This is a genomic window from Streptomyces huasconensis (assembly GCF_021028635.1).
GTDB classification, from domain to species: domain Bacteria; phylum Actinomycetota; class Actinomycetes; order Streptomycetales; family Streptomycetaceae; genus Streptomyces; species Streptomyces huasconensis.
This window is the reverse complement of the sequence record NZ_CP086119.1, coordinates 3,232,675-3,255,109: the sequence shown is the minus strand read 5'-3', so window position 1 is coordinate 3,255,109 and position 22,435 is coordinate 3,232,675. Positions and strand designations below refer to the sequence as shown.

General features: G+C 72.4%; 15 protein-coding genes and 1 tRNA gene. 7 read left to right on the top strand and 9 right to left on the bottom strand.

Annotated elements, in window-relative coordinates:
* Positions 1-37: 37 nt before the first annotated feature.
* From glmU to J2N69_RS14570, 3 genes are all read right to left on the bottom strand, one after another.
* On the bottom strand, positions 38-1,486 hold the full coding sequence (gene glmU / locus J2N69_RS14580) for a bifunctional UDP-N-acetylglucosamine diphosphorylase/glucosamine-1-phosphate N-acetyltransferase GlmU (RefSeq protein WP_127909858.1): 1,449 nt from the start codon (positions 1,484-1,486) through the stop codon (positions 38-40).
* 128 nt (positions 1,487-1,614) lie between these two features.
* Positions 1,615-1,686 (bottom strand) — tRNA-Gln (locus J2N69_RS14575).
* Positions 1,687-1,700: 14 nt separating this feature from the next.
* Positions 1,701-2,582, bottom strand: a complete 882-nt coding sequence (locus J2N69_RS14570; protein ID WP_230901127.1) for a hypothetical protein — start codon at positions 2,580-2,582, stop codon at positions 1,701-1,703.
* Between the two features lie 167 nt (positions 2,583-2,749).
* Here J2N69_RS14570 and J2N69_RS14565 point away from each other — a divergent pair, with 167 nt between their 5' ends.
* Entirely contained in the window at positions 2,750-4,078 is a 1,329-nt protein-coding gene (locus J2N69_RS14565; protein ID WP_127909856.1) for a sensor histidine kinase, read from the top strand.
* Between the two features lie 48 nt (positions 4,079-4,126).
* On the opposite strand, the gene J2N69_RS14560 is transcribed toward J2N69_RS14565, so the two are convergent.
* Together J2N69_RS14560 and J2N69_RS14555 are read right to left on the bottom strand one after the other, a co-directional pair.
* Entirely contained in the window at positions 4,127-4,642 is a 516-nt protein-coding gene (locus tag J2N69_RS14560) for an SUKH-3 domain-containing protein (RefSeq protein WP_230901126.1), read from the bottom strand.
* An 83-nt stretch (positions 4,643-4,725) separates the two neighbouring features.
* Complete coding sequence (locus tag J2N69_RS14555) at positions 4,726-5,316, bottom strand: YwqJ-related putative deaminase (protein ID WP_230904733.1); 591 nt, start codon at positions 5,314-5,316, stop codon at positions 4,726-4,728.
* 354 nt (positions 5,317-5,670) lie between these two features.
* Between J2N69_RS14555 and J2N69_RS14550 the strand changes: the two genes are divergently transcribed.
* The 3 genes from J2N69_RS14550 (at position 5,671) to J2N69_RS14540 (ending at position 10,561) form a co-directional block, all read left to right on the top strand.
* Positions 5,671-6,666: an SMI1/KNR4 family protein gene (locus J2N69_RS14550; RefSeq protein ID WP_230901125.1), complete on the top strand. Its 996-nt coding sequence runs from the start codon at positions 5,671-5,673 to the stop codon at positions 6,664-6,666.
* A 7-nt stretch (positions 6,667-6,673) separates the two neighbouring features.
* A complete protein-coding gene (locus tag J2N69_RS14545) occupies positions 6,674-9,376 on the top strand; it encodes an SUKH-4 family immunity protein (protein ID WP_230901124.1) in 2,703 nt (900 codons plus the stop codon).
* 282 nt (positions 9,377-9,658) lie between these two features.
* Positions 9,659-10,561: a coiled-coil domain-containing protein gene (locus tag J2N69_RS14540; RefSeq protein ID WP_230901123.1), complete on the top strand. Its 903-nt coding sequence runs from the start codon at positions 9,659-9,661 to the stop codon at positions 10,559-10,561.
* On the opposite strand, the gene J2N69_RS14535 is transcribed toward J2N69_RS14540, so the two are convergent.
* The gene (locus J2N69_RS14535; RefSeq protein ID WP_408056893.1) at positions 10,558-12,114 is read right to left on the bottom strand and encodes an MDR family MFS transporter; all 1,557 of its coding nucleotides are present in this window, start codon (positions 12,112-12,114) and stop codon (positions 10,558-10,560) included. The two genes, J2N69_RS14540 and J2N69_RS14535, sit on opposite strands and share 4 nt — an antisense overlap.
* A 488-nt stretch (positions 12,115-12,602) precedes the next feature.
* Between J2N69_RS14535 and J2N69_RS14530 the strand changes: the two genes are divergently transcribed.
* Together J2N69_RS14530 and J2N69_RS14525 are read left to right on the top strand one after the other, a co-directional pair.
* Positions 12,603-13,391, top strand: a complete 789-nt coding sequence (locus tag J2N69_RS14530) for an ABC transporter ATP-binding protein (protein WP_230901122.1) — start codon at positions 12,603-12,605, stop codon at positions 13,389-13,391.
* The gene (locus tag J2N69_RS14525) at positions 13,388-15,979 is read left to right on the top strand and encodes an ABC transporter permease (protein ID WP_230901121.1); all 2,592 of its coding nucleotides are present in this window, start codon (positions 13,388-13,390) and stop codon (positions 15,977-15,979) included. The genes J2N69_RS14530 and J2N69_RS14525 overlap by 4 nt, the downstream gene beginning before the upstream one ends.
* A gap of 73 nt (positions 15,980-16,052) precedes the next feature.
* Here J2N69_RS14525 and J2N69_RS14520 read toward each other — a convergent pair whose 3' ends face one another.
* Positions 16,053-17,507 (bottom strand): DUF2079 domain-containing protein, encoded by a 1,455-nt coding sequence (locus J2N69_RS14520; protein ID WP_230901120.1) that lies wholly within the window; start codon positions 17,505-17,507, stop codon positions 16,053-16,055.
* A gap of 328 nt (positions 17,508-17,835) precedes the next feature.
* Between J2N69_RS14520 and mfd the strand changes: the two genes are divergently transcribed.
* The gene (gene mfd / locus J2N69_RS14515) at positions 17,836-21,366 is read left to right on the top strand and encodes a transcription-repair coupling factor (protein WP_230901119.1); all 3,531 of its coding nucleotides are present in this window, start codon (positions 17,836-17,838) and stop codon (positions 21,364-21,366) included.
* 14 nt (positions 21,367-21,380) lie between these two features.
* Here mfd and J2N69_RS14510 read toward each other — a convergent pair whose 3' ends face one another.
* Positions 21,381-21,830 (bottom strand): nuclear transport factor 2 family protein, encoded by a 450-nt coding sequence (locus J2N69_RS14510; RefSeq protein WP_127909851.1) that lies wholly within the window; start codon positions 21,828-21,830, stop codon positions 21,381-21,383.
* Between the two features lie 114 nt (positions 21,831-21,944).
* Positions 21,945-22,358 (bottom strand): hypothetical protein, encoded by a 414-nt coding sequence (locus tag J2N69_RS14505; RefSeq protein WP_230901118.1) that lies wholly within the window; start codon positions 22,356-22,358, stop codon positions 21,945-21,947.
* Between the last annotated feature and the right edge of the window lie 77 nt (positions 22,359-22,435).

The window sequence follows — 22,435 nt, the reverse complement described above, 5'->3', positions numbered from 1 at the left end:
TATCACGGTACGCCGTGTCAGAGGCACCTGTTTCCGGTCAGCTTGCGCCGTCCGCCTCCCGGGACGCCGCCTCCGCGGCCTTCGCCGCCGCGCTCCCCGGACGCTTGCGGGCCACCCAGCCCTCGATATTCCGCTGCTGGCCCCGCGCGACGGCCAGCGAACCCGCCGGCACATCCCTCGTGATCACGGACCCGGCAGCGGTGTAAGCACCGTCCCCCACCGTGACAGGAGCCACAAACATGTTGTCCGAACCCGTACGACAGTGAGACCCCACCGTCGTGTGATGCTTCGCCTCGCCGTCATAGTTCACGAAGACGCTCGCCGCACCGATGTTCGAGTACTCACCGATCGTCGCGTCACCCACGTACGACAGGTGCGGCACCTTCGAACCCTCACCCACCGTCGCGTTCTTCATCTCCACATACGTACCCGCCTTGGACGCCGTCCCAAGCCGCGTACCCGGCCGCAGATACGCGAACGGACCGACACTCGCCCGCTCCCCGACCTCCGCGCCCACCGCCACGCTGTTGTCGACCCGCGCCCCCGGACCCACCTTCGTGTCCGTCAGCCGCGCGTTCGGCCCCACCTCGGCACCCTTCGCCACATGCGTGGCACCGTGCAGCTGCGTACCCGGATGCACCACCGCGTCCCGCTCGAACGTCACCGTCGCGTCCACCCACGTCGAAGCCGGGTCCACCACCGTGACACCCGCGAGCATCGCCTCCGTCAGCAACCGGTCGTTCAACGTACGACGCGCCTGCGCCAGTTGAACGCGATTGTTGATCCCCGCGATCTCCTCGTGGTCCCCGGCCACGGCCGCGCCGACCCGGTGCCCGGCCTCGCGCAGAATCCCCAGCACATCGGTGAGGTACTCCTCGCCCTGGCTGTTGTCGGTGCGCACCTTGCCGAGCGCCTCCGCCAGGAGCCGGCCGTCGAAGGCGAAGACCCCCGAGTTGATCTCACGGATCGCGCGCTGCGACTCCGTGGCGTCCTTGTGCTCCACGATCGCGGTGACCGCGCCGTTCGCGCCGTCGCGCACGATGCGGCCGTAACCCGTCGCGTCCGGCACCTCGGCCGTCAGCACCGTCACGGCGTTGCCGTCGGCGCCGTGCGTGGCGGCGAGCCTCTGGAGCGTCTCGCCGGTCAGCAGCGGGGTGTCGCCGCAGACGACGATGACCGTGCCGTCGACCACACCGCCCAGCTCTTCGAGACCGATGCGGACGGCGTGTCCCGTGCCGTTCTGCTCCGCCTGGTAGGCCGTGCGGACCTGCGGCGCGATGGCGCCGAGGTGCTCGCGGACCTGCTCGCTCTGGAAACCGACGACGGTGACGAGCTGCTCGGGCGAGAGCGCGGAGGCGGCGTGCAGCACGTGCCCGATGAGGGAACGCCCGCAGATCTCGTGCAGGACCTTGGGCAGGTCCGACTTCATGCGGGTGCCCTCACCCGCGGCGAGGACGACGACGGCTGCCGGGCGAGTTGCGCTCACGGGGGTGCCCTTCGGCTTCGGATGGCGTGGGGTGCCTGGGTGGGGTGGACATCCGCAGGATACCGGGGCGTAGGGGGGTGGAAATGGGGGCGGGTCCTGACCGCACGGTCAGGACCCGGAATCTGTAGCTCCGCCGGCTGGATTCGAACCAGCGTCTCAAGGCTCCAAAGGCCTGCGGGATGCCGCTACCCCACGGCGGATCACGCCTCAGACCCTACCTGAGTCGTGTCACTGCATCTGCAGTGATCCCATTCCACCACCCCTCGATGTGGCAGTACAGGTCGGCACCTTTTCGGACGCGAATGACGAGGCAACCGTGGTAGCCCTCGCCGGTGTTCTTACGGACCGTTTTCGGGTTGTGCTTCTTCAGAGTCGTCTGCTGGAACGTGGCCACGTCGACACGCAGCAGGTCGGCCCAGTACTGCTCCGCCGCGGCGACGTCAGCGGACTCGTGGATCATGAGCCGGTACTGACGGCGCTCGGGAGCGATCCCGAGCAGGTTGAGCCAGGCCACGTATGTCTGGATCACGCTAGGGTCGCTGTTGACGAAGAGGACGTTCTCTCGCCGGTCGTACGGCTTGTCCTTGGCGCCTTCGGCCCAGTAAAGGGCGACTCCCACCAAGAACAGCTCGCGGTCTGACAGATCACCGATCGCCTGCTCCGCTGCAGCTTTCGTACGCTGCCGCGCCTCGTCACGCACTGCGAGCTCGTGCTCCCACCGTTTGCGACCCGCCAACCTTGCCTGCTCCGACGGTTCCCGCCGCTCCGGCTTCGGCAGATCCCGTACCCACAGCGAGATGGAACTCTTCGAGCAGCCCAGTTCCACCTGGATCTGGTCGTACGTCCAACCCTGGAGCCGCAGCTCCCGTGCCCGTTCCCGGAGGTCGTCCTTGGCGTTCGGGCGCTTGGTCCACTCCGGGGGCGGCTCGCCGTGGACCAACCGGTTCAAGAGGTCGTTGTTGTGGACCTTCAGTTCGTCGCGGATCTGCCGAAGGCTGAACCCGGCCCGCCGTAACGCGATCGCCCTCTCCCGCAGCCCCTCGAAGTCCTCGTACTTGCTCAGGCCGCCCACGCGGCGGCCGCTGATCTCCGTCATGTGAGAACCGTCGTCCGGAATGCGGGCTTCCGGCCGGGAACGCCGCCAAGGTCAACAGTTCGAGGGATACCGGCAGGTTTCGCTTTCGTTCGAACGGTGCGTGTGCTGGATCACCGCGCCGGAAACTCACCGGAAAACCGGGGCGGGACGCCCGTACGCTGGAAGGCATGACCACGACGGGGGACGACCACACCGCGGCCTTGACCGGGCCGTGGTGGTGGGAGAGGCGGCGCGGGGCCGCGTTGGATGTGGGGCTCGCGGCGGTGTCCGCGGCCGAGTGCGGGGCCGAGGGCATCGCGTTCGCGCGGGACGCGGGGCTGCCGACGGCGGTGGGGGTCGGTTTCGGGGTGCTCGCGGGTGCCGCGCTGCTGTTCCGGCGCCGCTGGCCCGTGGCCGTGGTGCTGATATCCATCGCGATCACGCCCGCCCAGATGGGCTTCCTGCTGACGATCGTCGGCCTGTACTCGCTGGCGGCCTCGGAGCTGCCGCGCCGGATCACGGGCGCGCTCGCGGGCATGTCGATGGCGGGGACGCTGATCGTCACGATGGTGCGGGCCAGCCGGGATCTGGCGGAGGAGGGGACGCATCCGCCGATCGGCAGCGAGTACGTGCCGTTCTTCGCGGTGGCCGCGGCGATCGGCGTGACGGCTCCGCCGGTGCTGCTGGGGCTGTATGTGGGGGCGCGACGGCGGTTGATGGAGAGTCTGCGGGAGCGGGCGGACGACTTGGAGCGGGAGCTTCAGCTGCTGGCCGAGCGGGCGGAGGAGCGTGCGGAGTGGGCGCGCAACGAGGAGCGGACGCGGATCGCCCGTGAGATGCATGACGTGGTGGCGCACCGGGTGAGTCTGATGGTGGTGCACGCGGCGGCGTTGCAGGCGGTGGCGCGGAAGGACCCAGAGAAGGCGGTGCGGAACGCGGCGTTGGTCGGTGACATGGGCCGGCAGGCGTTGACGGAGCTGCGGGAGATGCTCGGGGTGCTGCGTACGGGGGATGGGGGCAAGGCGGTGAAGCCGGTGGAGCCGGTGCCGTTGGCGGCTGTGGGGTATGCGGCGGCGGTCGCGGCGTCGCGTGCGGTGGATGAGGACGGTCCGTGTCTGGCGGAGCTGGACGAGTTGGTGGGGCAGTCGCGGGCGGCGGGGATGGCGGTGGATCTGTCGGTGGAGGGGGAGCCGCGTGGTTATGCGGCGGATGTGGAGCAGACGGCGTACCGGGTGGTGCAGGAGGCGTTGACGAACGTCCATAAGCACGCGGCGGGTGCGAAGACGTATGTGCGGTTGGCGCATCGGGCGGCGGAGATCGCGATGCAGGTGGAGAACGAGCCGCCGCCGGAGGCGGGTTCGACGGCGGACGCGCGGCTGCCGAGCGGGGGCAATGGTCTGGTGGGGATGAAGGAGCGGGTGACGGGGCTCGGCGGGGTGTTCGTGTCGGGGCCGACGGACGGGGGCGGTTTCCGTGTGTCGGCGGTGCTTCCGGCGGCGGTGCCGTCCGGGGGGTGAGGGGTGGCGGCCGGGCGGTGCCTGCCGCGTGTGTCGCGTGGCTTTCGGTCAGGTCGCGGTGAGGCGGGTCGGCTGGGCGCCGGTGATGAGGGTGGCGAGGGCCTGGTCGAGGTGGGCGCCGAGGAACCAGTCGCCGCTGTGGTCGAGGCTGTAGACGCGGCCGTCGGTGTCGATGGCGAGGAGGGCCTGGGTCTCGGTCTCCTCGCCGATGGGGCAGACCTGGGAGTCGAGGGCGCGGCCGAGGTCGCCGAGGGTGCGGGCGAGGTGGAGGCCGTACATCGGGTCGAGGTTGATGGTGGCCGGTGCTATCTGGCGGCCGGGGCCCTGGGGGGTGATGTGGAGTCCGCCGAATTCGGCCCAGGCCTCGACGGCGGCGGGGAAGACGGCGTGGCGGTGTCCGGCGGGTGAGGTGTGGCGGCGCAGGGCGTCGGCCCAGATCTCGGCCTGTTTGATGTCCCAGCGTCCCGGTCGCCAGCCGGCTGCGCGGAGGGCGGCGTCGACGGGGACGGGGAAGCGGGTGCTGCCGCCTGCCGGGATGGCGGTGGCGGGGTGGTCGGCGTGCATGGGGTGGCCCTTGTTCGGTCGGGGCGGTTGGTGTGGTTCCTGGGGTCGGTGGAGGCGTTGGTCCGGCGGGTGGCCGGGCGGCGTCAGCCTTCGGTCGCCGTCGGGTCCACGACTCGTACGCCGAAGTGCGCCGTGAGGGCGGTGCAGGAGCGGCAGGGCTGGGCGAAGGAGCCGTGCAGGGGGTCCCCGTCCTCGCGGATGCGGCGGGTGGTGAGTTTGGCGTGTTTGAGGGCTTTGCGTGCTTCGCCGTTGGTCATGGGTTTGCGGGCGGCCCGCTTGGAGCGGCCGGCGTCCGCGGCGGTGAGGTGGCGGGAGATGAGGATGGCTTCGGCGCAGCGGCCGGTGAAGCGTTCGCGCTGGCCGCTGGTGAGGGTGTCGAGGAAGTCCTGGACGAGCGGGTGCAGCGTGGGTGGTTCGTCGCCGCGTCTGGCGGTGCAGGTGAGTGTGGTCTGGCCGCGTACGGAGAGCGCGGCGGCGACGGTCGGCAGGATGCCGTCGCGGCGCTGGCGCAGGATGGGCGCGAGGGCGGCGGTGCTGCTCCAGCCGACGCGTGGGTCGCCGGAGAGTGCCGCGGGTGGTGTCGTCTCCACCGGTGCGGCTGCCGGTGCGGGTACCGGTGCCGGTGCCGTGGTGGACGGCGTGTGGCCGGTGGTGTCGCTCTGTGCCGTGTGCATCATGCTGTTGTCCCTCCCCCTGCTCGCGGTCGTCACCGCTGTGTGCCACGCCCCCGCGTCGCGGGGGACAGCCTGCCAAATGGGGCGGGTGGTGCGGAAGCTGGGGCACCGCGACACGCCTGGGGCGGTGTCGGGATTCGTCGTACGGTGACCGGCCGGTGGCTGCTGGTCATGGAACCGGAGGCCCGGTGACCGGTGTCGTCCTTACGCATAGGCTGTGTCGGCGTCCGCAGTACCGGAAGGCCATGGGACCCGATTCCGCGGCGCCGGATCAGCGGGATTGCAGAGCCGGAACCACAATGCACAGCCAGCAGCAGTATCAGAACCTTCACAGTGCCGCAGGGGGCAACCGCCATGACGACAGGTCGGCTGGGGCAGCAGTCCGCGCCGCCGAACGCGGCCTACGCCGGGCAGGTCGTGCACTTCCCGGACCCGGTCCGCGCCGCCCGCCATCCCAGAGGGGTGCGGGTGGACGAGCGGGGCTATCCGGACTTCTCCGCGTATGCCCGGGCCGCAGCTGAGATCGCGGAGCCCCCGGAGGGCTTCGGTGTCGACGAACTGCGCCTGACGGACTATGTGTCGGCGAACGCGGCGCTGGCGGCGGAGGGCCATGACCTGTGGGACACGATTCCCGCGGTGGCGACTCCGCACGGCTGGACCTGGCACCACGTGCCGGACAGCCGTCGGCTCGAACTGATTCCGGTCGAGGTGAAGGCGCTGCTGCGGCATCACGGCGGGCTCGCGACGACGGCCGTGGACCACGAGAAGCGGGGCACGCGCCCGCTCCAGGAGACGCGTCCGGCGCACTTCGGTCTGCCGAAGGCGTCGGTCGCGGTGACGGAGCAGCAGGTGCAGGGCGTGGAGGAGGACCTGGGTTACCGGCTGCCGGGTGCCTACCGTTCGTTCCTGAAGGCGGCGGGTGGCTGCGCGCCGGTCGGGGCGGCTCTGGACGCCGAGTTGGGGCTGCTGGTGGACCAGCCGTTCTTCACGGTGCGCGACGAGGCCGCGGTCAATGACCTGGTGTACGTCAACAAGTGTCTGCGCGACCATCTCACCAAGGACTACCTGGGCGTCGGGTTCGTGCAGGGCGGGCTGCTCGCCGTGAAGGTCAAGGGTGAGCGGGTCGGTTCGGTGTGGTTCTGCGCGTACGACGACGTGCGGGACGACTCGGAGGCGGCCGCGTGGCCGCCGGCGGAGCGTGTGCGGCGGCTGCTGCTGCCGTGCGGCGATGACTTCGACGCGTTCCTGGGGCGGCTCGCGGGCAACCCGCCGGAGCTGGAGACCGTGGCGAACCTGATGGTGGACGGCGGCTTCGCGCGTGCCGTTCCCGTGTCCTCGGCTGGGGAGTGACTAGGCGATGGTGACCTTCGCGCAGGCGCAGGAGCGCGCCGAAGAGTGGATCAACGGCGATGTGCCGGGCTATCAGCACCGTGCGGTGCGGGTGCGGGAGTTCGACCTCGGGTTCGTCGTGTGGGCGGAGGACCGCGAGGACGGGCCGGTGTCCGACGGCGGTGGCCAGCGGCTCGTCATCGCGCGGGACAGCGGTGAGGCGACGCTGTGGCCGTCGCTTCCCGTGGGCGAGGTGATCCGCCGGTACGAGGAGGAGTACGGCCTGCCGGACGCGGCACCGCAGGACGCGGCGCCGCCGCCTCCGGAGCGGGTCGACCTGAATCAGACGTCGTTCCTGCTGAGTCCTCCGGAGTGGCTCCAGGAGGCGGCGGACAAGATGGGCATCCCGGACCGCCGCGGGGACGCGGCTGCTGCGGGTGCGGCAGCTGCTGGTGCGGCTGCTTCGGGTGCGTCCGCTTCTGGTGCGTTCAATCCGGGTGCGTCTGCTTCTGGTGTGGCAGCTTCGGGTGCGGCTGCTTCTGGTGCGTCCGCTTCGGGCGGGGATACGGGCGCGGGGGCCGGGGAGGCCTCCGGGACGCCCCTGCCTGCCGCCGCTGCGGGGGGCGGTACGCCGTGGCCCGCGGCCGGTGCTCCGGACGGTGACGGCGAGCCTGAGCGGGACGAGGGCCCGGCCGCCACGTCGCAGGGCACGCCCGCGGGGGCGACGCCGTGGGCCGGTACGGACACCAACGCCGACGCGGCCGAGGACCACTCGGTGCCGCTGCCCGCGACGGTGTTCTCACCGCCGCTGTCCGCACTGAGCGACGAGGACACCCCGCCGCCCGGTGCCGCGCCGGACGCCAAGACGGCGCTGATGCACGGCGGCAGCCAGCTGCCCGCCACGACGGTCGCCCCGGCTCTGGACGGCCCGTCCCCGAACACGTCCCCCGCCACACCGCCGCCGCCCACCGGCGCACCGGTGCCTCCGCCGCCGGGGGCAGACGCTTCGGCGTACGGCTATCCGCAGGAGCCGAGTGCGGCGGGGCCGGGGCCGCAGGGTGCGCCGAGTGTGCCGAGTACGCCGGGTGCAGGTGTACCGGGTGAGGCTGGGGCGAACTCGCCCCAGCCGCCTGCCGGTTCGCCGACTCCGCCGCCGCCCGGTCCGCCCAGTGTGCCCGGTGTGTCCGACGTGGGTACGCCGCCGCCGTCCGGGCCCGGTGCGCCCGGTACTCCCGCGGGTGGGTACGTCCCGACGCAGCTCGTCTCCTCCCTCGGCCCGGACGGGCAGCCGCCGGCCGCGCCCGGTGCGCCGCAGCCGCCCGGCCCCCCTGCGCCTCCCGGTCCTCCGAGTGCCCCGGGTACGCCTCCCGGTGGGGTGCACCATGCCGCGACGATGTTCGCCGACCCGAGTCTCGGCGGTCCTGGTGGGATCAAGCCGCCCGGCCCCCCTGCGCCTCCCGGTCCTCCGGGTGCCCCGGGTGCGCCTCCTGGTGGGGTGCACCATGCGGCGACGATGTTCGCCGACCCGAGTCTCGGCGGCCCCGGGGGGATCAAGCCGCCGAGCGCGCCCGGTGCGCCTGGCGCGCCGCAGCCTCCCGGGCCTCCCGGGGCCCCCGGCGGCGGTGTGCACCACGCCGCGACGATGCTGGCCGGTCCCGCGGTCGGCGGTCCCGGCATGCCGCCGCCGCCCGCACCCGCGCCCGTACAGCCCGGTCCGCCCGGGCAGCCGTACGGCTATCCGCAGCCGCCCACCGGGCAGCCCACCGTGGGCCCGGGCTACCAGGCCGTGCTGCGCTACCGCGCCGCCGACGGCTCCGAGCAGCAGCTCATCCGCCGCTCGGCGCCCGGTACCCCGCACCCGGAGTGGCAGATCCTGCACGAGCTGCGCGGCATGAACGTGCCGCCGCAGCAGGTCCTGGAGCTGCACACCGAGCTGGAGTCGTGCGAGCTGCCGGGCGCGTACTGCGCCCGCATGATCCGTGAGACGTGGCCGCAGGCGCGGATCACGTCCATCGCCCCGTACGGCAGGGACCACGCGTCCCGTCAGCAGGGCATGCGGGAACTGCTCGCGCACCAGGGCGAGTTGCACCAGGTGGCGGACGGCCCGGCGCGTCCGGGTCCCGTGCGCGCGCCGTTGCAGCAGCTGCCGCCCGTCCCGCCGATCCCACCGGAAGGCGTGGCGCAGGAGCTGGCCGGGGCGTTCGGTCCCGGCATCTTCCGCTTCGACCAGCGGGCGGTGTCGCGGCAGGGCGTGCCGGACATCGTGGCGCACACCCTGGTGGTGGCGGGCCTGCCCGTGGACTTCGGGCCGTTCTTCTGGGCGCAGGCGCAGCCGGGGCGGCCGGTGCCGACGCTGGCGGAGCTGGCGCAGGAGCGCGGGGTGCAGCCGGCGTCGGACGCGGGCTCGTATCTGGTGATGGGCAGCGACTTCGGGCGTGCGTTGTGCGTGCAGTACGGGACGGCGCACATCGTGGCGGTGCCGGTGGAGGCCGGCCCGGGCGGGACGCCCGTGCCGCCGCAGTTCGTCAACACGGGGCTGCCCGAGTTCGCGCGCTGCATGGCGCTGCTCGGCCGGATGTGGCGGCTGCGGTTCGGGCTCAACCAGGAGCAGGCGGGCCGCTGGACCGTCGACTTCCAGAACCAGCTGGCGGCCCTCGACGCGGCGGCGCTCGCGTCGCCGGAGAGCTGGTGGTCGGTGCTGCTGGAGCAGATGTGGGACGGGCTGCTGTAGCGGGGCGGCCCGGGCCGGCCGGGGGGTGATCCGGCGGCGTAGGAGAGGAGGCGTTCGACCTGGTGACGGTCGGGCGCCTTCTCGCGTACGGGGCGGGGTGCGGGTCCCGGGAACCCGGCGGGGGTGAACCTGCGCCTTGATCCCGACGTGCGGCGCCGTTTGCCGCATCCTTGACCTGGTGGGGCGGGCGGAGTGTCGCGTTATGAGCGCTTCCGCTTGATCCATCAAGATGTGCGCCAATCGTGCTGTGCGCGCGAGGTACGTCGGAGAGGGGTTCCCAGGATGAGCAGCAGCGGTGCATCGTCGTCGCCGCACGGCTTCACCACCGTGCGCGGGCGCGGCTACCGTCCCCAGCAGGTGGAGGCGTACGCCGCCGGACTGTCCGAGGAGCGGGACGAGGCGTGGGAGCGCGCCGCCCGGCTGACGGTCCTCGCCAAGGACATGGAGGCCGAGGCCGCGCACCTGCGCGAGGTCGTCTCCCGGCTCGCCCCCCAGACGTACGAGACGCTGGGCGGTCGGGCCCGGCAGATCCTCGCGCTCGCGCGGGAGGAGGCCGACGCCGTGCGGGAGGCGGCGCGGGACGAGGCGCAGGCCGTCGTCGAGGCGGCCGAGGCCGCGGCGCGTGAGGTGCGGGAGGCCGCCCGCGTGTACGCCGAGGAGGTGGGCGCGCAGGCCGACGAGTGGGTCGGGCGGCGGTTGCGGGAGGACCGCGGGGCGGCGGACGAGGCGCGGATCTCGGCGCGGCGGGACGTGAAGGAGTGGCGGGGTGCGGCGCTGGCCGTGCTGCGGGAGACGCGGCGGCGGTGCGAGGCCCTGCTCGCCGAGCAGGAGAAGGAGCAGGCCGGGCGGTGGGAGGCGGCCGAGCGGGAGCTCACCGAGCGGGAGGCGGCGGCGGACGCGCGGGACGCGGAGCTGATCGCCGCCGCCGAGGCGCGGCTGTCCGAGGCCGAGCGGGCCTTCGCCGAGGCGGAGGAGGCGGCGCGGCACAAGCGGGAGGACGCGCAGGCGTGGGCCGCGGAGATCGTGGCGGAGGCGCGGCTTCGGGAGGAGCGGATCGCGCGGGAGACGGAGCGGGTCCTGCGGGAGCACGGTGAGGAGTGGGACGAGGTGCGGGCCCACATGGATCACGTACGGGGCAGCCTCGCGGCGCTCACCGGGCGGGCCCCGGCGGAGGAGGCTCCCTAGGGCGCCCCGTCGGTGTTCTGCCGTGGGGCGGTGTTCTGCCGTGGGTCGGTGTGTTGCCGGGCAGGGGTCGACTGGTCCGGCCGCGGGCCCGGTTCGCCCGGCCCGTCCTGATCGGCGTCGGCGTCGGCGTCCGGTTCCTGGAGGACCGGGAAGCGGCGCGGGGCCATGAGGAGGAGGACGAGCAGGGCGAGGACGGCGGCGCACCCGGCGCCCACGTAGACCGCGTCGACGGCTGTGTCGACCGCTCGCCGCAGCCGTTCCGGGTCGGCCACGGAGCCGGGGTCGTCCAGGACGCGCGCCACGGAGTCGAGCGAGCCGGAGCCGCCGAGCCGGGCGCTCAGCACGCCGTTGGCGACCGCGCCGAAGAGGGCGGCGCCCAGGGTCTGGCCGATCTGGCGGCAGAAGAGGATGGAGGCGGTGGCGGTGCCGCGTTCGGCCCAACCGACGGTGGACTGGACGCCGACGATGAGGGGGAGCTGGAAGATGCCGAGTGCCGCGCCGAGCAGCAGCATGATCAGGGCCGGCTGCCAGGCCGTGCCGGGGTAGGGGAGGAGGGGGAAGGCGAGCAGGATCAGGGCGGCCGCGGAGATGCCGGTGACCGCGGTGTTCCGGAAGCCGATCCTGCGGTAGAGGTGCTGGCTGAATGCCGCTGAGACCGGCCAGCTCAGGGTCATCACGGAGAGCACGAACCCGGCGGCGACCGGTGCGAGGCCGAGCACGGACTGGGCGTACGTCGGCAGGAAGACCGTGGGGGCGACCATGAGCAGGCCGAGCGCGCCGAGGGCGAGGTTCACCGCGGCGATGGTGCGGCGCCGCCAGACCCAGCCGGGGATAATCGGCTCCGCGGCCCGCCGCTCGATGAGGACGACGGCGGCCAGCAGGGCGAGGCCGGTGGCGAAGAGCGCGAGCGAGGGCGCGGAGAGCCAGCCCCAGGCGACGCCGCCCTGGACGAGCGCGGTCAGAAGGACGCCGCCGCAGGCGAAGACGGCGAGCGCGCCGGGCCAGTCGACGCGGCCCCGCGCGGCCGTCTCACGGGCCGGTTCGTGCAGGTGACGCGCGATCAGCCAGAGGGCGACCGCCCCGATCGGCAGGTTGATGAGGAAGATCCAGCGCCAGTCGGCACAGGCGGCGATGAGACCGCCGAGGGCGGGTCCCGCGACCGCCGAGGTGGCCCAGACGGTGGACAACTTCGCCTGTATCTTGGGGCGTTCCTTGAGCGGGTACAGGTCGGCGGCGAGGGTCTGCACGGTGCCCTGGATGGCGCCGCCGCCCAGGCCCTGGACGACGCGGAAGGCGATGAGGGACTCCATGCTCCAGGCGAGGGCGCACAGCGCGGAGCCGGCCAGGAACAGCGCGCTGCCCGCGATGAGCACGGGCTTGCGGCCGAAGGTGTCGGAGAGCTTGCCGTAGACGGGCAGGGTGACCGTGGCGGCGAGGAGATAGCCGGAGAAGAGCCAGGAGAAGATCGGGAAGCCGCCGAGGGAGCCCACGATCTGCGGGACGGCGGTCGACACGATCGTGGAGTCCACGGCGGTCAGTGCCATGGAGAGCATCAGCGCGGCGACGACCGCGCGCCGCCCCCGCATCGCGCCCTTCGCTCCCGCGCCCGCGCCGCTTCCCGTGCCTGTTCCCGTCCCCGTTCCCGTCCCCGCGCCTGTTCCGCTTCCCGTCTCCGTCTCCACGGCGGTCCTTTCCCCCTGCACCGGTTGCTGCGGGCCACCATCCCACTCGTCGGGGGTGGAGGGGAGGGTGGAGGCAACCCTGAGTCGATCTCCACCGGCGGGTGGAGATCCCCTAGGGGAACCTCCGTACTACGGACCGGGGAGGGTTCGTCCCGGCGGAGGATGAGCGGGCCCGGAGCGCTCTTTAGATTTGCTTTACGGCGCACCGCACGAGCGGGGGTGGGGTTTTCCCCCGGAAAAGACTGCGCCGAGCACCAGCGCGCAGCACCCCGGCGGGACACCAGACTCGACCGGGACACCGGACTCGTTCGCACGCCGAACGCATCCGCTCTTCGCTTGACCGACATAGGAGACTTACCGTGACAACGGCTGTGACCACACCCAGGCACGGGGGCACTGGAGGGCGTACGGCCGTGGCGGCACGGGCGCGCCAAGTAGTGAAGGCGTACGGCTCCGGGGAGACCCGCGTCGTCGCGCTCGACGGGATCGACGTGGACATCGCCCGCGGGCAGTTCACCGCGATCATGGGCCCCTCCGGCTCCGGCAAGTCCACCCTGATGCACTGCCTCGCGGGCCTCGACACGGTCAGCAGCGGGCAGATCTTCCTGGACGACACCGAGATCACCGGGCTGAAGGACAAGAAGCTGACGCGGCTGCGCCGGGACCGGGTCGGCTTCATCTTCCAGGCGTTCAACCTCCTCCCGACGCTCAACGCCCTGGAGAACATCACGCTCCCGATGGACATAGCGGGCCGCAAGCCCGACCGTGCCTGGCTCGACCAGGTCGTGGAGACCGTCGGCCTCGCCGGGCGCCTCAAGCACCGCCCGACCGAGCTGTCCGGCGGTCAGCAGCAGCGCGTCGCGGTGGCCCGCGCGCTCGCCTCGCGGCCCGAGATCATCTTCGGGGACGAGCCGACCGGCAACCTCGACTCCCGCGCCGGGGCGGAGGTGCTGGGCTTCCTGCGGCGGTCGGTGACCGACCTCGGCCAGACCATCGTGATGGTCACGCACGACCCGGTCGCCGCCTCGTACGCGGACCGGGTGCTGTATCTCGCCGACGGCCGGATCGTCGACGAGATGTACAGCCCCACCGCCGACCAGGTCCTGGACCGCATGAAGTCCTTCGACGCGCGGGGGCGCACGTCATGACCGTCCTCAAGACCTCGATGCGCAACTTCTTCGCGCACAAGGGCCGCATGGCGCTCTCCGCCGTGGCCGTCGTCCTGTCGGTGGCGTTCGTGTGCGGCACGCTCGTCTTCTCCGACACGATGAGCACCACCTTCGACAAGCTCTTCGCGGCGACCTCGGCCGATGTCACGGTCTCGCCCAAGTCCGCCGAGGACGCGGGGGAGGCGCCCCGCAGCGGCAGGCCCGAGTCGATGCCCGCCTCCGTCGTCGAGGCGGCCGGGAAGGCGGCGGGCGCCAAGTCCGCCGAGGGCGCCGTCGCCAGCCCGAGCGTGACCGTCGTCGACTCCGACAACAAGAACCTGGGCCCCACCAACGGCGGCCCGACCATCGCAGGCAACTGGACGCGCAACGACCTGCGATCGATGGACATCACCGCGGGGCACTCCCCGCGCGGGCCCACCGAGGTGATGATCGACGCCGACACCGCCGACAAGCACGACCTCAAGATCGGCGACGAGCTGCGCACCATCGCCGCCACCGGCGACCACACCGCGAAGATCTCCGGCATCGCCGCCTTCAAGGTGACCAACCCCGGCGCCGCGATCGTCTACTTCGACACCGCCACCGCCCAGCGTGAACTGCTGGGTGCCACCGGCCGGTTCACGCACGTCAACGTCACCGCCGACGCGGGGGTGAGCGACGCCCGGCTCAAGGCGAACGTCGCGGCCGCCGTGGACAAGGCCGGCGGGTCCGCGTACGACATCCGTACGCAGAAGGAGAGCGCGGACGAGAACCGCGAGGCGGTCGGCAGCTTCATGGACGTCATGAAGTACGCGATGCTCGGCTTCGCCGGGATCGCCTTCCTCGTCGGCATCTTCCTGATCATCAACACCTTCTCGATGCTGGTCGCCCAGCGCACCCGCGAGATCGGTCTGATGCGCGCCATCGGTTCGAGCCGCAAGCAGGTCAACCGCTCGGTGCTCGTCGAGGCGCTGCTGCTCGGCGTCTTCGGCTCTGTCCTCGGTGTCGGCGCGGGCATCGGCCTCGCCGTCGGTCTGATGAAGCTCATGTCCGGCATGGGCATGGAGCTGTCCACCGGTGACCTCACCGTCGCCTGGACGACCCCCGTGGTCGGCATGGCCCTCGGCATCCTCGTCACCGTCCTCGCCGCCTACCTCCCCGCACGGCGGGCCGGCAAGGTCTCCCCGATGGCCGCCCTGCGCGACGCGGGCACCCCGGCGGACGGCCGGGCGAGCGTGCTGCGCGCCGTCATCGGCCTGGTCCTCACCGGCGTCGGCGGCCTCGGCCTCTACGCCGCGGGCCAGGCCGACCAGGCCAAGGACGGCTCGCTGCTCCTGGGCGGCGGGATCGTCCTGACCCTCGTCGGGTTCGTCGTCATCGGCCCGGTGCTCGCCTCCGGTGTGGTCCGCGTCATCAGCGTGGTCCTGCTGCGGGCGTTCGGCCCGGTCGGGCGGATGGCCGAGCGCAACGCCCTGCGCAACCCGCGCCGCACCGGCGCCACCGGCGCGGCCCTGATGATCGGCCTCGCGCTGGTCGCCTGCCTCTCCGTGGTCGGCTCCTCGATGGTCGCCTCGGCCACGGACGAGCTGGACAAGTCGGTCGGCGCGGACTTCATCGTCCAGCCCACCCAGCCCGGCGGCTTCATCACGCAGCAGGCCGCCGAGGCCCTGACGAAGGCCGACCACATCGGCCACATCACCCGCTACAAGCAGACCAGGGCGGACGTGACGACGCCCGGCGGCAAGGCCGTGGACGGCGTCGGACTGAGCGCCGCCGACCCGACGTACGCCAAGGACCTGCGCCGCGAGACGGTTGCCGGTGACCTGTCGGCCGCGTACGGGAAGAACGCCATGTCGGTCGGCGACGAGTTCGCGAAGAAGCACGGCCTGAAGGTCGGCGACGAGCTGAAGGTCGCCTTCGAGCACGGGAGGACGGCCCGGCTGAAGGTCGCGGCGATCACCTCCGACGAGGGAACCGTCGACAAGGGCGCGATGTACCTGAACATCACGACCCTGGAGAAGTACGTCCCCGCCGACCGGATGCCGCAGAACGACATCATGTTCGCCACGGCCGCCAAGGGCCAGGAGGACGCCGCCTACCGGTCCCTGAAGGACTCCCTGGCCGCCTACCCGCAGTACAAGGTCATGGACCAGACCGACTTCAAGCAGACCCTGAAGGACCAGGTCGGCCAGATGCTGAACATGGTCTACGGCCTGCTGGGCCTCGCGATCATCGTGGCGATCCTCGGTGTGGTGAACACCCTCGCCCTCTCGGTCGTCGAGCGGACCCGGGAGATCGGCCTGATGCGGGCCATCGGGCTCTCGCGCCGCCAGCTGCGCCGCATGATCCGCCTGGAGTCGGTGGTCATCGCCCTCTTCGGCGCGCTGCTCGGCCTCGGCCTCGGGATGGGCTGGGGGGCGACGGCGCAGAAGCTGCTGGCCCTGGAGGGCCTGAAGGTCCTGGAGATCCCCTGGCCGACGATCATCGGGGTCTTCGTCGGGTCGGCGTTCGTGGGCCTGTTCGCGGCGCTGGTCCCGGCCTTCCGGGCGGGCCGCATGAACGTCCTGAACGCCATCGCCACCGAATAGCCACCGCCACGGGGGTGCGGGGGAAAGCCGGGCGGCCCCGGGGGACAGCTGTCCTCCGGGGCCGCCCGCCGTCTCACACCCTGCGCAGCAGCACGTACCCGTAGGCGGTGTCCTCCGCCACGTAATCGGCGCCCGGGTGCAGTTTCTCCGCGTACCCGACGGGGTCCTTCGTCCAGCCGGAGCGGATGTCGAGGGCGAGGTACTTCGGGACGACGGGGCGGGCCGCGCCCACCCAGAAGACGCGGGCGCGAGAGGTGAGGCGGCTGATGGGCCCTATGTTCGCCTCGACGGTGGCGCCGTCCGGAATCCGCTCCAGCATCCGCTCCACCGCCGCGACCTGCCCGCTCTTCTCGTACGTCTTCGCCTCGGTGAGGCCCGCCAGCGGCAGCGACGTCGTCAGGGCCAGCGCGGCGGCGGCGGCGCAGGCCGGCAGCCGGTCGGCGTACTCGCGCAGCCACGGCCGCCCACTGCGGCGGAAGATGTCGACGGCGTCGACGAGGGCCAGCATGACCACCGGCATCAGGACGGCGCTGTAGTGCCAGTCGGTGCCCCAGTAGTGGTCGTCGGCGGACAGGAAGCGCCAGCCGAGCGTGGGCAGCGCGACGATCAGCAGCGGCGAGCGCAGGGCGAGCAGCCCGGTGGTGGGGATCAGCAGCCAGGCGAGGGTGCGCAGCTTGGTGTCGAGCCCGCCGAGCGCCCCGGCGGCCGCGCCGCCCTCGCCGACCTTGTCCCAGTAGTCGTACGCGCCGACCGAGTTGAAGGCCGGGATGATCAGCGTGAGCGTGACGACGGCGGCGGCGGCCCCGAACGCGGCGACACCCAGGGCGTAGGGCACGGCCTTCGGGTGCGCGCGGCGGGCGCGCAGGGCCACCACCAGGCCGATGGCGGCGAGCGTCACGCCGAGGTCCTCCTTGACGAGGACCAGCGGCAGCGCCCACAGCAGCGCGGCCCGCCACCGCTGCCGCAGCAGGGCTTCCAGGGAGAACGCGATCAGCGGTACGGCGAAGCAGATCTCGTGGAAGTCGAAGTCGGCGGCGCGCTGGATGCCCCAGGACAGTCCGTACGCGATGCCCACCGCGAGGCCCGAGGCGCGCCCCAGCAGCCGGGTCGCCGCGCGCGTGACGGGGATGGCGGAGACGGCGAAGAGCAGGGCCTGTGCCACGAGCAGCGTGACGGGGGAGGGGATGAGGCGGTAGGCGGGCGCGAGGAGCGCCGTGACGGGGCTGAAGTGGTCGCCGAGGATGTTGGCGCCGGGCCCCTTGAGGTCGGCGACCGGCACCTGGAGGTGCGCGTAGGCCCGCACGGCCTGCTCGAAGATCCCGAGGTCCCAGGAACGGCTCTCCATGCGGCGGTACCGGCTGACGGACAGCACGGCGTAGGCGAGGAACAACGCCGCCGCGAGGAGATACGGGACGCGGTCCCAGACACCGTGGCCCCTTGGGCGGGGGGCGGGCGGGGTCTGGTCCCGCGACGGTATGAGCTCGTCGCCGCGCTCCAGTGCGGGGGCGTCGGGCTTGGCTCCGGGCATGGGGTGGCTTTCTGGTCGGCGGGGGGCGGCGGCGGGTACCAGCCCCGGTCTTCGGCCCCTGGGGGTTCGCAACATTGTGCGCCAGGCATGGGGCCGGGTCGCCGGGTGGCCCGGGGAGGACTGTCCGTGTCGGGGGCTCCCGAGCCGTACGACCCCGGGGCGGCCGGACCACGCCCATCGCCCCGGAGTTCGTACGCGCCCGGAGCGACCGGCCCGCGTCCGGCGGCCCGGAGTCGTACGCTGGAGGCCCCCGGCCCGTGCGACGTGCCGGGTGGTTCGCGTTGCCCACCCACTCCGGTCATCCCGGTACCTGGACGGAAAGCCTTCCATGAGCCTGCACGGTCTGCTCGACGCTGTCGTCAAGGACTCGGCACTCGCCGAGGCGGTCAAGGCCGCCGCCGACGGCAACCGCACCCACGTCGACCTGGTCGGCCCGCCCGCCGCGCGCCCCTTCGTGGTGGCGGCGCTGGCCCGCGAGGCCGGCCGTCCCGTCCTCGCCGTGACGGCCACCGGCCGCGAGGCGGAGGACCTGGCCGCGGCGCTGCGCACGATCCTGCCGCCGGACGGTGTCGTGGACTACCCGTCCTGGGAGACCCTCCCGCACGAGCGCCTCTCGCCCCGCTCCGACACGGTCGGCCGCCGCCTCGCCGTCCTGCGGCGCCTCGCGCACCCCCGCCCGGACGACCCCGAGACCGGCCCGGTCTCCGTCGTCGTCGCGCCGGTCCGCTCGGTGCTCCAGCCGCAGGTCAAGGGCCTCGGCGACCTGGAGCCCGTGGCCCTGCGCTCCGGTGAGACCACCGACCTGAACACGGTCGTCGAGGCGCTCGCCGCCGCCGCGTACTCCCGCGTCGAACTGGTCGAGAAGCGCGGGGAGTTCGCCGTGCGCGGCGGCATCCTCGACGTCTTCCCGCCGACCGAGGAACACCCGCTGCGCGTCGAGTTCTGGGGCGACGACGTCGAGGAGATCCGCTACTTCAAGGTCGCCGACCAGCGCTCCCTGGAAGTCGCCGAGCACGGCCTGTGGGCGCCGCCCTGCCGCGAGCTGCTGCTCACCGACGACGTACGGCAGCGGGCCGCGGCCCTCGCCGAGCAGCACCCGGAGCTGGGCGAGCTGCTCGGCAAGATCGCCGAGGGCATCGCGGTCGAGGGCATGGAGTCCCTCGCCCCGGTCCTGGTGGACGAGATGGAGCTGCTGCTCGACGTCATGCCGAAGAACAGCATGGCGGTGGTCTGCGACCCGGAGCGGGTGCGCACCCGCGCGGCCGACCTGGTGGCGACGTCGCAGGAATTCCTGCAGGCCAGCTGGGCGGCGACGGCCGGAGGCGGCGACGCCCCGATCGACGTGGGCGCGGCGTCCCTGTGGGGCATCGCGGACGTCCGCGACCACGCGCGCGACCTGGGGATGATGTGGTGGTCGGTGTCGCCGTTCGCCGCCGACGACGAGCTGGACGACGACACCCTCAAGCTCGGCATGCACGCCCCGGAGTCCTACCGCGGCGACACCGCGAAGGCGCTGGCCGACACCAAGGGCTGGCTCGCCGACGGCTGGCGGACCGTCTATGTCACCGAGGGCCACGGCCCCGCCGCCCGTACCGTCGAGGTCCTCGGCGGCGAGGGCATCGCGGCCCGCCTGGACGGCGACCTCACCGAGCTGACGCCGTCGCTGGTGCACGTCTCCTGCGGCTCGATCGACTACGGCTTCGTCGACCCCGCGCTGAAGCTCGCCGTCCTCACCGAGACCGACCTGTCCGGCCAGAAGGCGGCCGGCAAGGACGGCCAGCGCATGCCCGCGCGCCGCCGCAAGACGATCGACCCGCTGACCCTGGAGGCCGGCGACTACATCGTCCACGAGCAGCACGGCGTCGGCCGCTACATCGAGATGGTGCAGCGCACCGTCCAGGGCGCCACCCGCGAATACCTGGTCGTGGAGTACGCCCCCGCCAAGCGCGGCCAGCCAGGCGACCGCCTCTACATCCCCACCGACCAGCTGGAGCAGATCACCAAGTACGTCGGCGGCGAGGCCCCCACCCTGCACCGGCTGGGCGGCGCCGACTGGACGAAGACCAAGGCGCGCGCGAAGAAGGCGGTCAAGGAGATCGCCGCCGACCTCATCAAGCTGTACTCCGCCCGCATGGCGGCCCCCGGCCACGCCTTCGCCCCCGACACGCCCTGGCAGCGCGAGCTGGAGGACGCCTTCCCGTACGCGGAGACGCCCGACCAGCTCACCACGATCGCCGAGGTCAAGGAGGACATGGAGAAGACGGTCCCGATGGACCGCCTGATCTGCGGCGACGTCGGCTACGGCAAGACGGAGATCGCGGTCCGCGCGGCCTTCAAGGCGGTGCAGGACGGCAAGCAGGTCGCCGTCCTCGTACCCACCACGCTGCTGGTGCAGCAGCACTTCGGCACGTTCTCCGAGCGGTACTCGCAGTTCCCGGTCAGCGTGAAGGCGCTCAGCCGCTTCCAGACGGAGACCGAGTCCAAGGCGACGCTCGAAGGGCTGCGGGACGGCTCGGTGGACATCGTCATCGGCACCCACCGCCTGTTCTCCTCCGAGACCAAGTTCAAGGACCTGGGCCTGGTCATCGTCGACGAGGAGCAGCGCTTCGGCGTCGAACACAAGGAGCAGCTGAAGAAGCTCCGCGCCAACGTCGACGTGCTGACCATGTCCGCGACCCCCATTCCCCGTACGCTCGAAATGGCGGTCACCGGCATCCGGGAGATGTCGACGATCACCACGCCGCCCGAGGAGCGCCACCCGGTGCTCACCTTCGTCGGGCCGTACGAGGAGAAGCAGATCGGCGCGGCGGTCCGCCGCGAACTGCTGCGCGAGGGCCAGGTCTTCTACATCCACAACCGCGTCGAGTCGATCGACCGCGCGGCGGCGCGGCTGCGGGACATCGTGCCCGAGGCCCGCATCGCGATCGCCCACGGCCAGATGACCGAACAGGCCCTGGAACAGGTCGTGGTGGACTTCTGGGAGAAGAAGTTCGACGTGCTCGTCTCGACGACGATCGTCGAGTCCGGCATCGACATCTCCAACGCCAACACGCTGATCGTGGAGCGCGGCGACAACTTCGGCCTCTCTCAGCTGCACCAGCTGCGCGGCCGCGTCGGCCGTGGCCGCGAGCGCGGCTACGCGTACTTCCTCTACCCGCCGGAGAAGCCGCTGACCGAGACCGCGCACGAGCGGCTCGCGACCATCGCCCAGCACACCGAGATGGGCGCGGGCATGTACGTGGCGATGAAGGACCTGGAGATCCGCGGCGCCGGCAACCTGCTCGGCGGCGAGCAGTCCGGGCACATCGCGGGCGTCGGCTTCGACCTGTACGTACGGATGGTCGGTGAGGCCGTGGCCGACTACCGCGCCTCGCTGGAGGGCGGCGTGGAGGAGGAGCCGCCGCTGGAGGTCAAGATCGAGCTGCCGGTGGACGCGCACGTCCCGCATGACTACGCCCCCGGCGAGCGGCTGCGCCTCCAGGCCTATCGTGCCATCGCCTCCGCCACCACGGAGGAGGACGTCAAGGCCGTACGCGAGGAACTCACCGACCGCTACGGCAAGTTGCCGGAGCCGGTGGAGAACCTGCTGCTGGTGGCGGGGCTGCGGATGCTGGCGCGGGCCTGCGGGGTCGGCGAGATCGTCCTCCAGGGCACCAACATCCGCTTCGCCCCCGTGGACCTGCGGGAGTCGCAGGAGCTGCGGCTCAAGCGGCTCTACCCCGGCACGGTCATCAAGGCGAACGCCCAGCAGATCCTGGTGCCGCGCCCCAAGACCGCGAAGGTCGGCGGCAAGCCGCTGGTCGGCCGCGAACTGCTGGGCTGGGTCGGGGAGTTCCTGGCGTCGATCCTCGGGTCGTAGCTCCGGGGCGGGGCCTACGGGGTGCAGGCCTCGGCTATCGAGAGGCTGTTCTCGTAGAGGTGGTGCCGGGTGATCCGGCCGTCCTCCACGGTGAGCCGCAGCGCGAAGGGCCCCGCGAAGGACTTGCCGGTGGCCCGTACGGTGCCCGAGACGTGCCCCGTGAGGACCGCGTCGGCGCCGTCGACGAGGAAGGCGTCGACGGTGGCCCGCGCGTCCTCGGGCACGGTGTGCTCCATCAGCTCCGTGAACTGGGCGGCGCACTCGGCGGCCGTGGAGCGCGGCCTGATCCACGGCACGGCGGGGTTCTCGGCGAGCAGCCAGTCGACCTCGTCGGCGAAGACGGCGGTGAGGCGGTCCAGGTCCCCGGCCAGGCGGGCGGCGAGGAACTCCCGCACGACGGCGCGGGTGTGTGCGGCGGTGCCGGCGGCGGGAGGCGGGGTGGCGGCGGCGTGCTCGGCGGTCATGGGGTTCTCCTCGGCTGCGGGCTCGGCTGATGGGGCCGATGCTGCCGGGGAGCGGGGGGACGGTCGATTACCGCGGAGGTAATCCCCGCGGCCCCGCGCCCCCCGGGAGCCGCGTCAGTCCTTGTACAGCTGTTCGTCCTCGTCCCGGCACAGGGCGTGTGCGGCGCCCATGATGCGGGAGGTCTGCACCTTGGACGTGCCGAGCCGGCGCGTGGACTTCGTGAACTGCTCGCCGAGGGCCGCGCCCCGGATGGTGCACAGCGCGTCGCCCTCCGCGACGAGCGCCTCGTCGCTGATGTGGTCGAGATCCGGGTAGTGCTTGCGCAGCGTCTTCAGGTAGAAGGCGGCCGCCGCGCCCTTCAGCCCCCTTCCCCGGGGACTGGGGGAGGCGCTCGCCGGCGTCGGTGTGCTCGCTGCCGTCGGCGTGCTCGCGGACGGAGCGGAGGAGGCGTCGGACGGGCCGCAGGCCGCGGCGCCCACAGCGAGGACGGTGAGCAGCAGGGCGAGTTGGGGCAGGCGCTTGTGCATGGATCTCCCGAAGCGTGATTGATCAGCAGATAGTACGGCTTCCGCCGCGTCGTTCCTGGGCCGAGGAGGCGGACGCG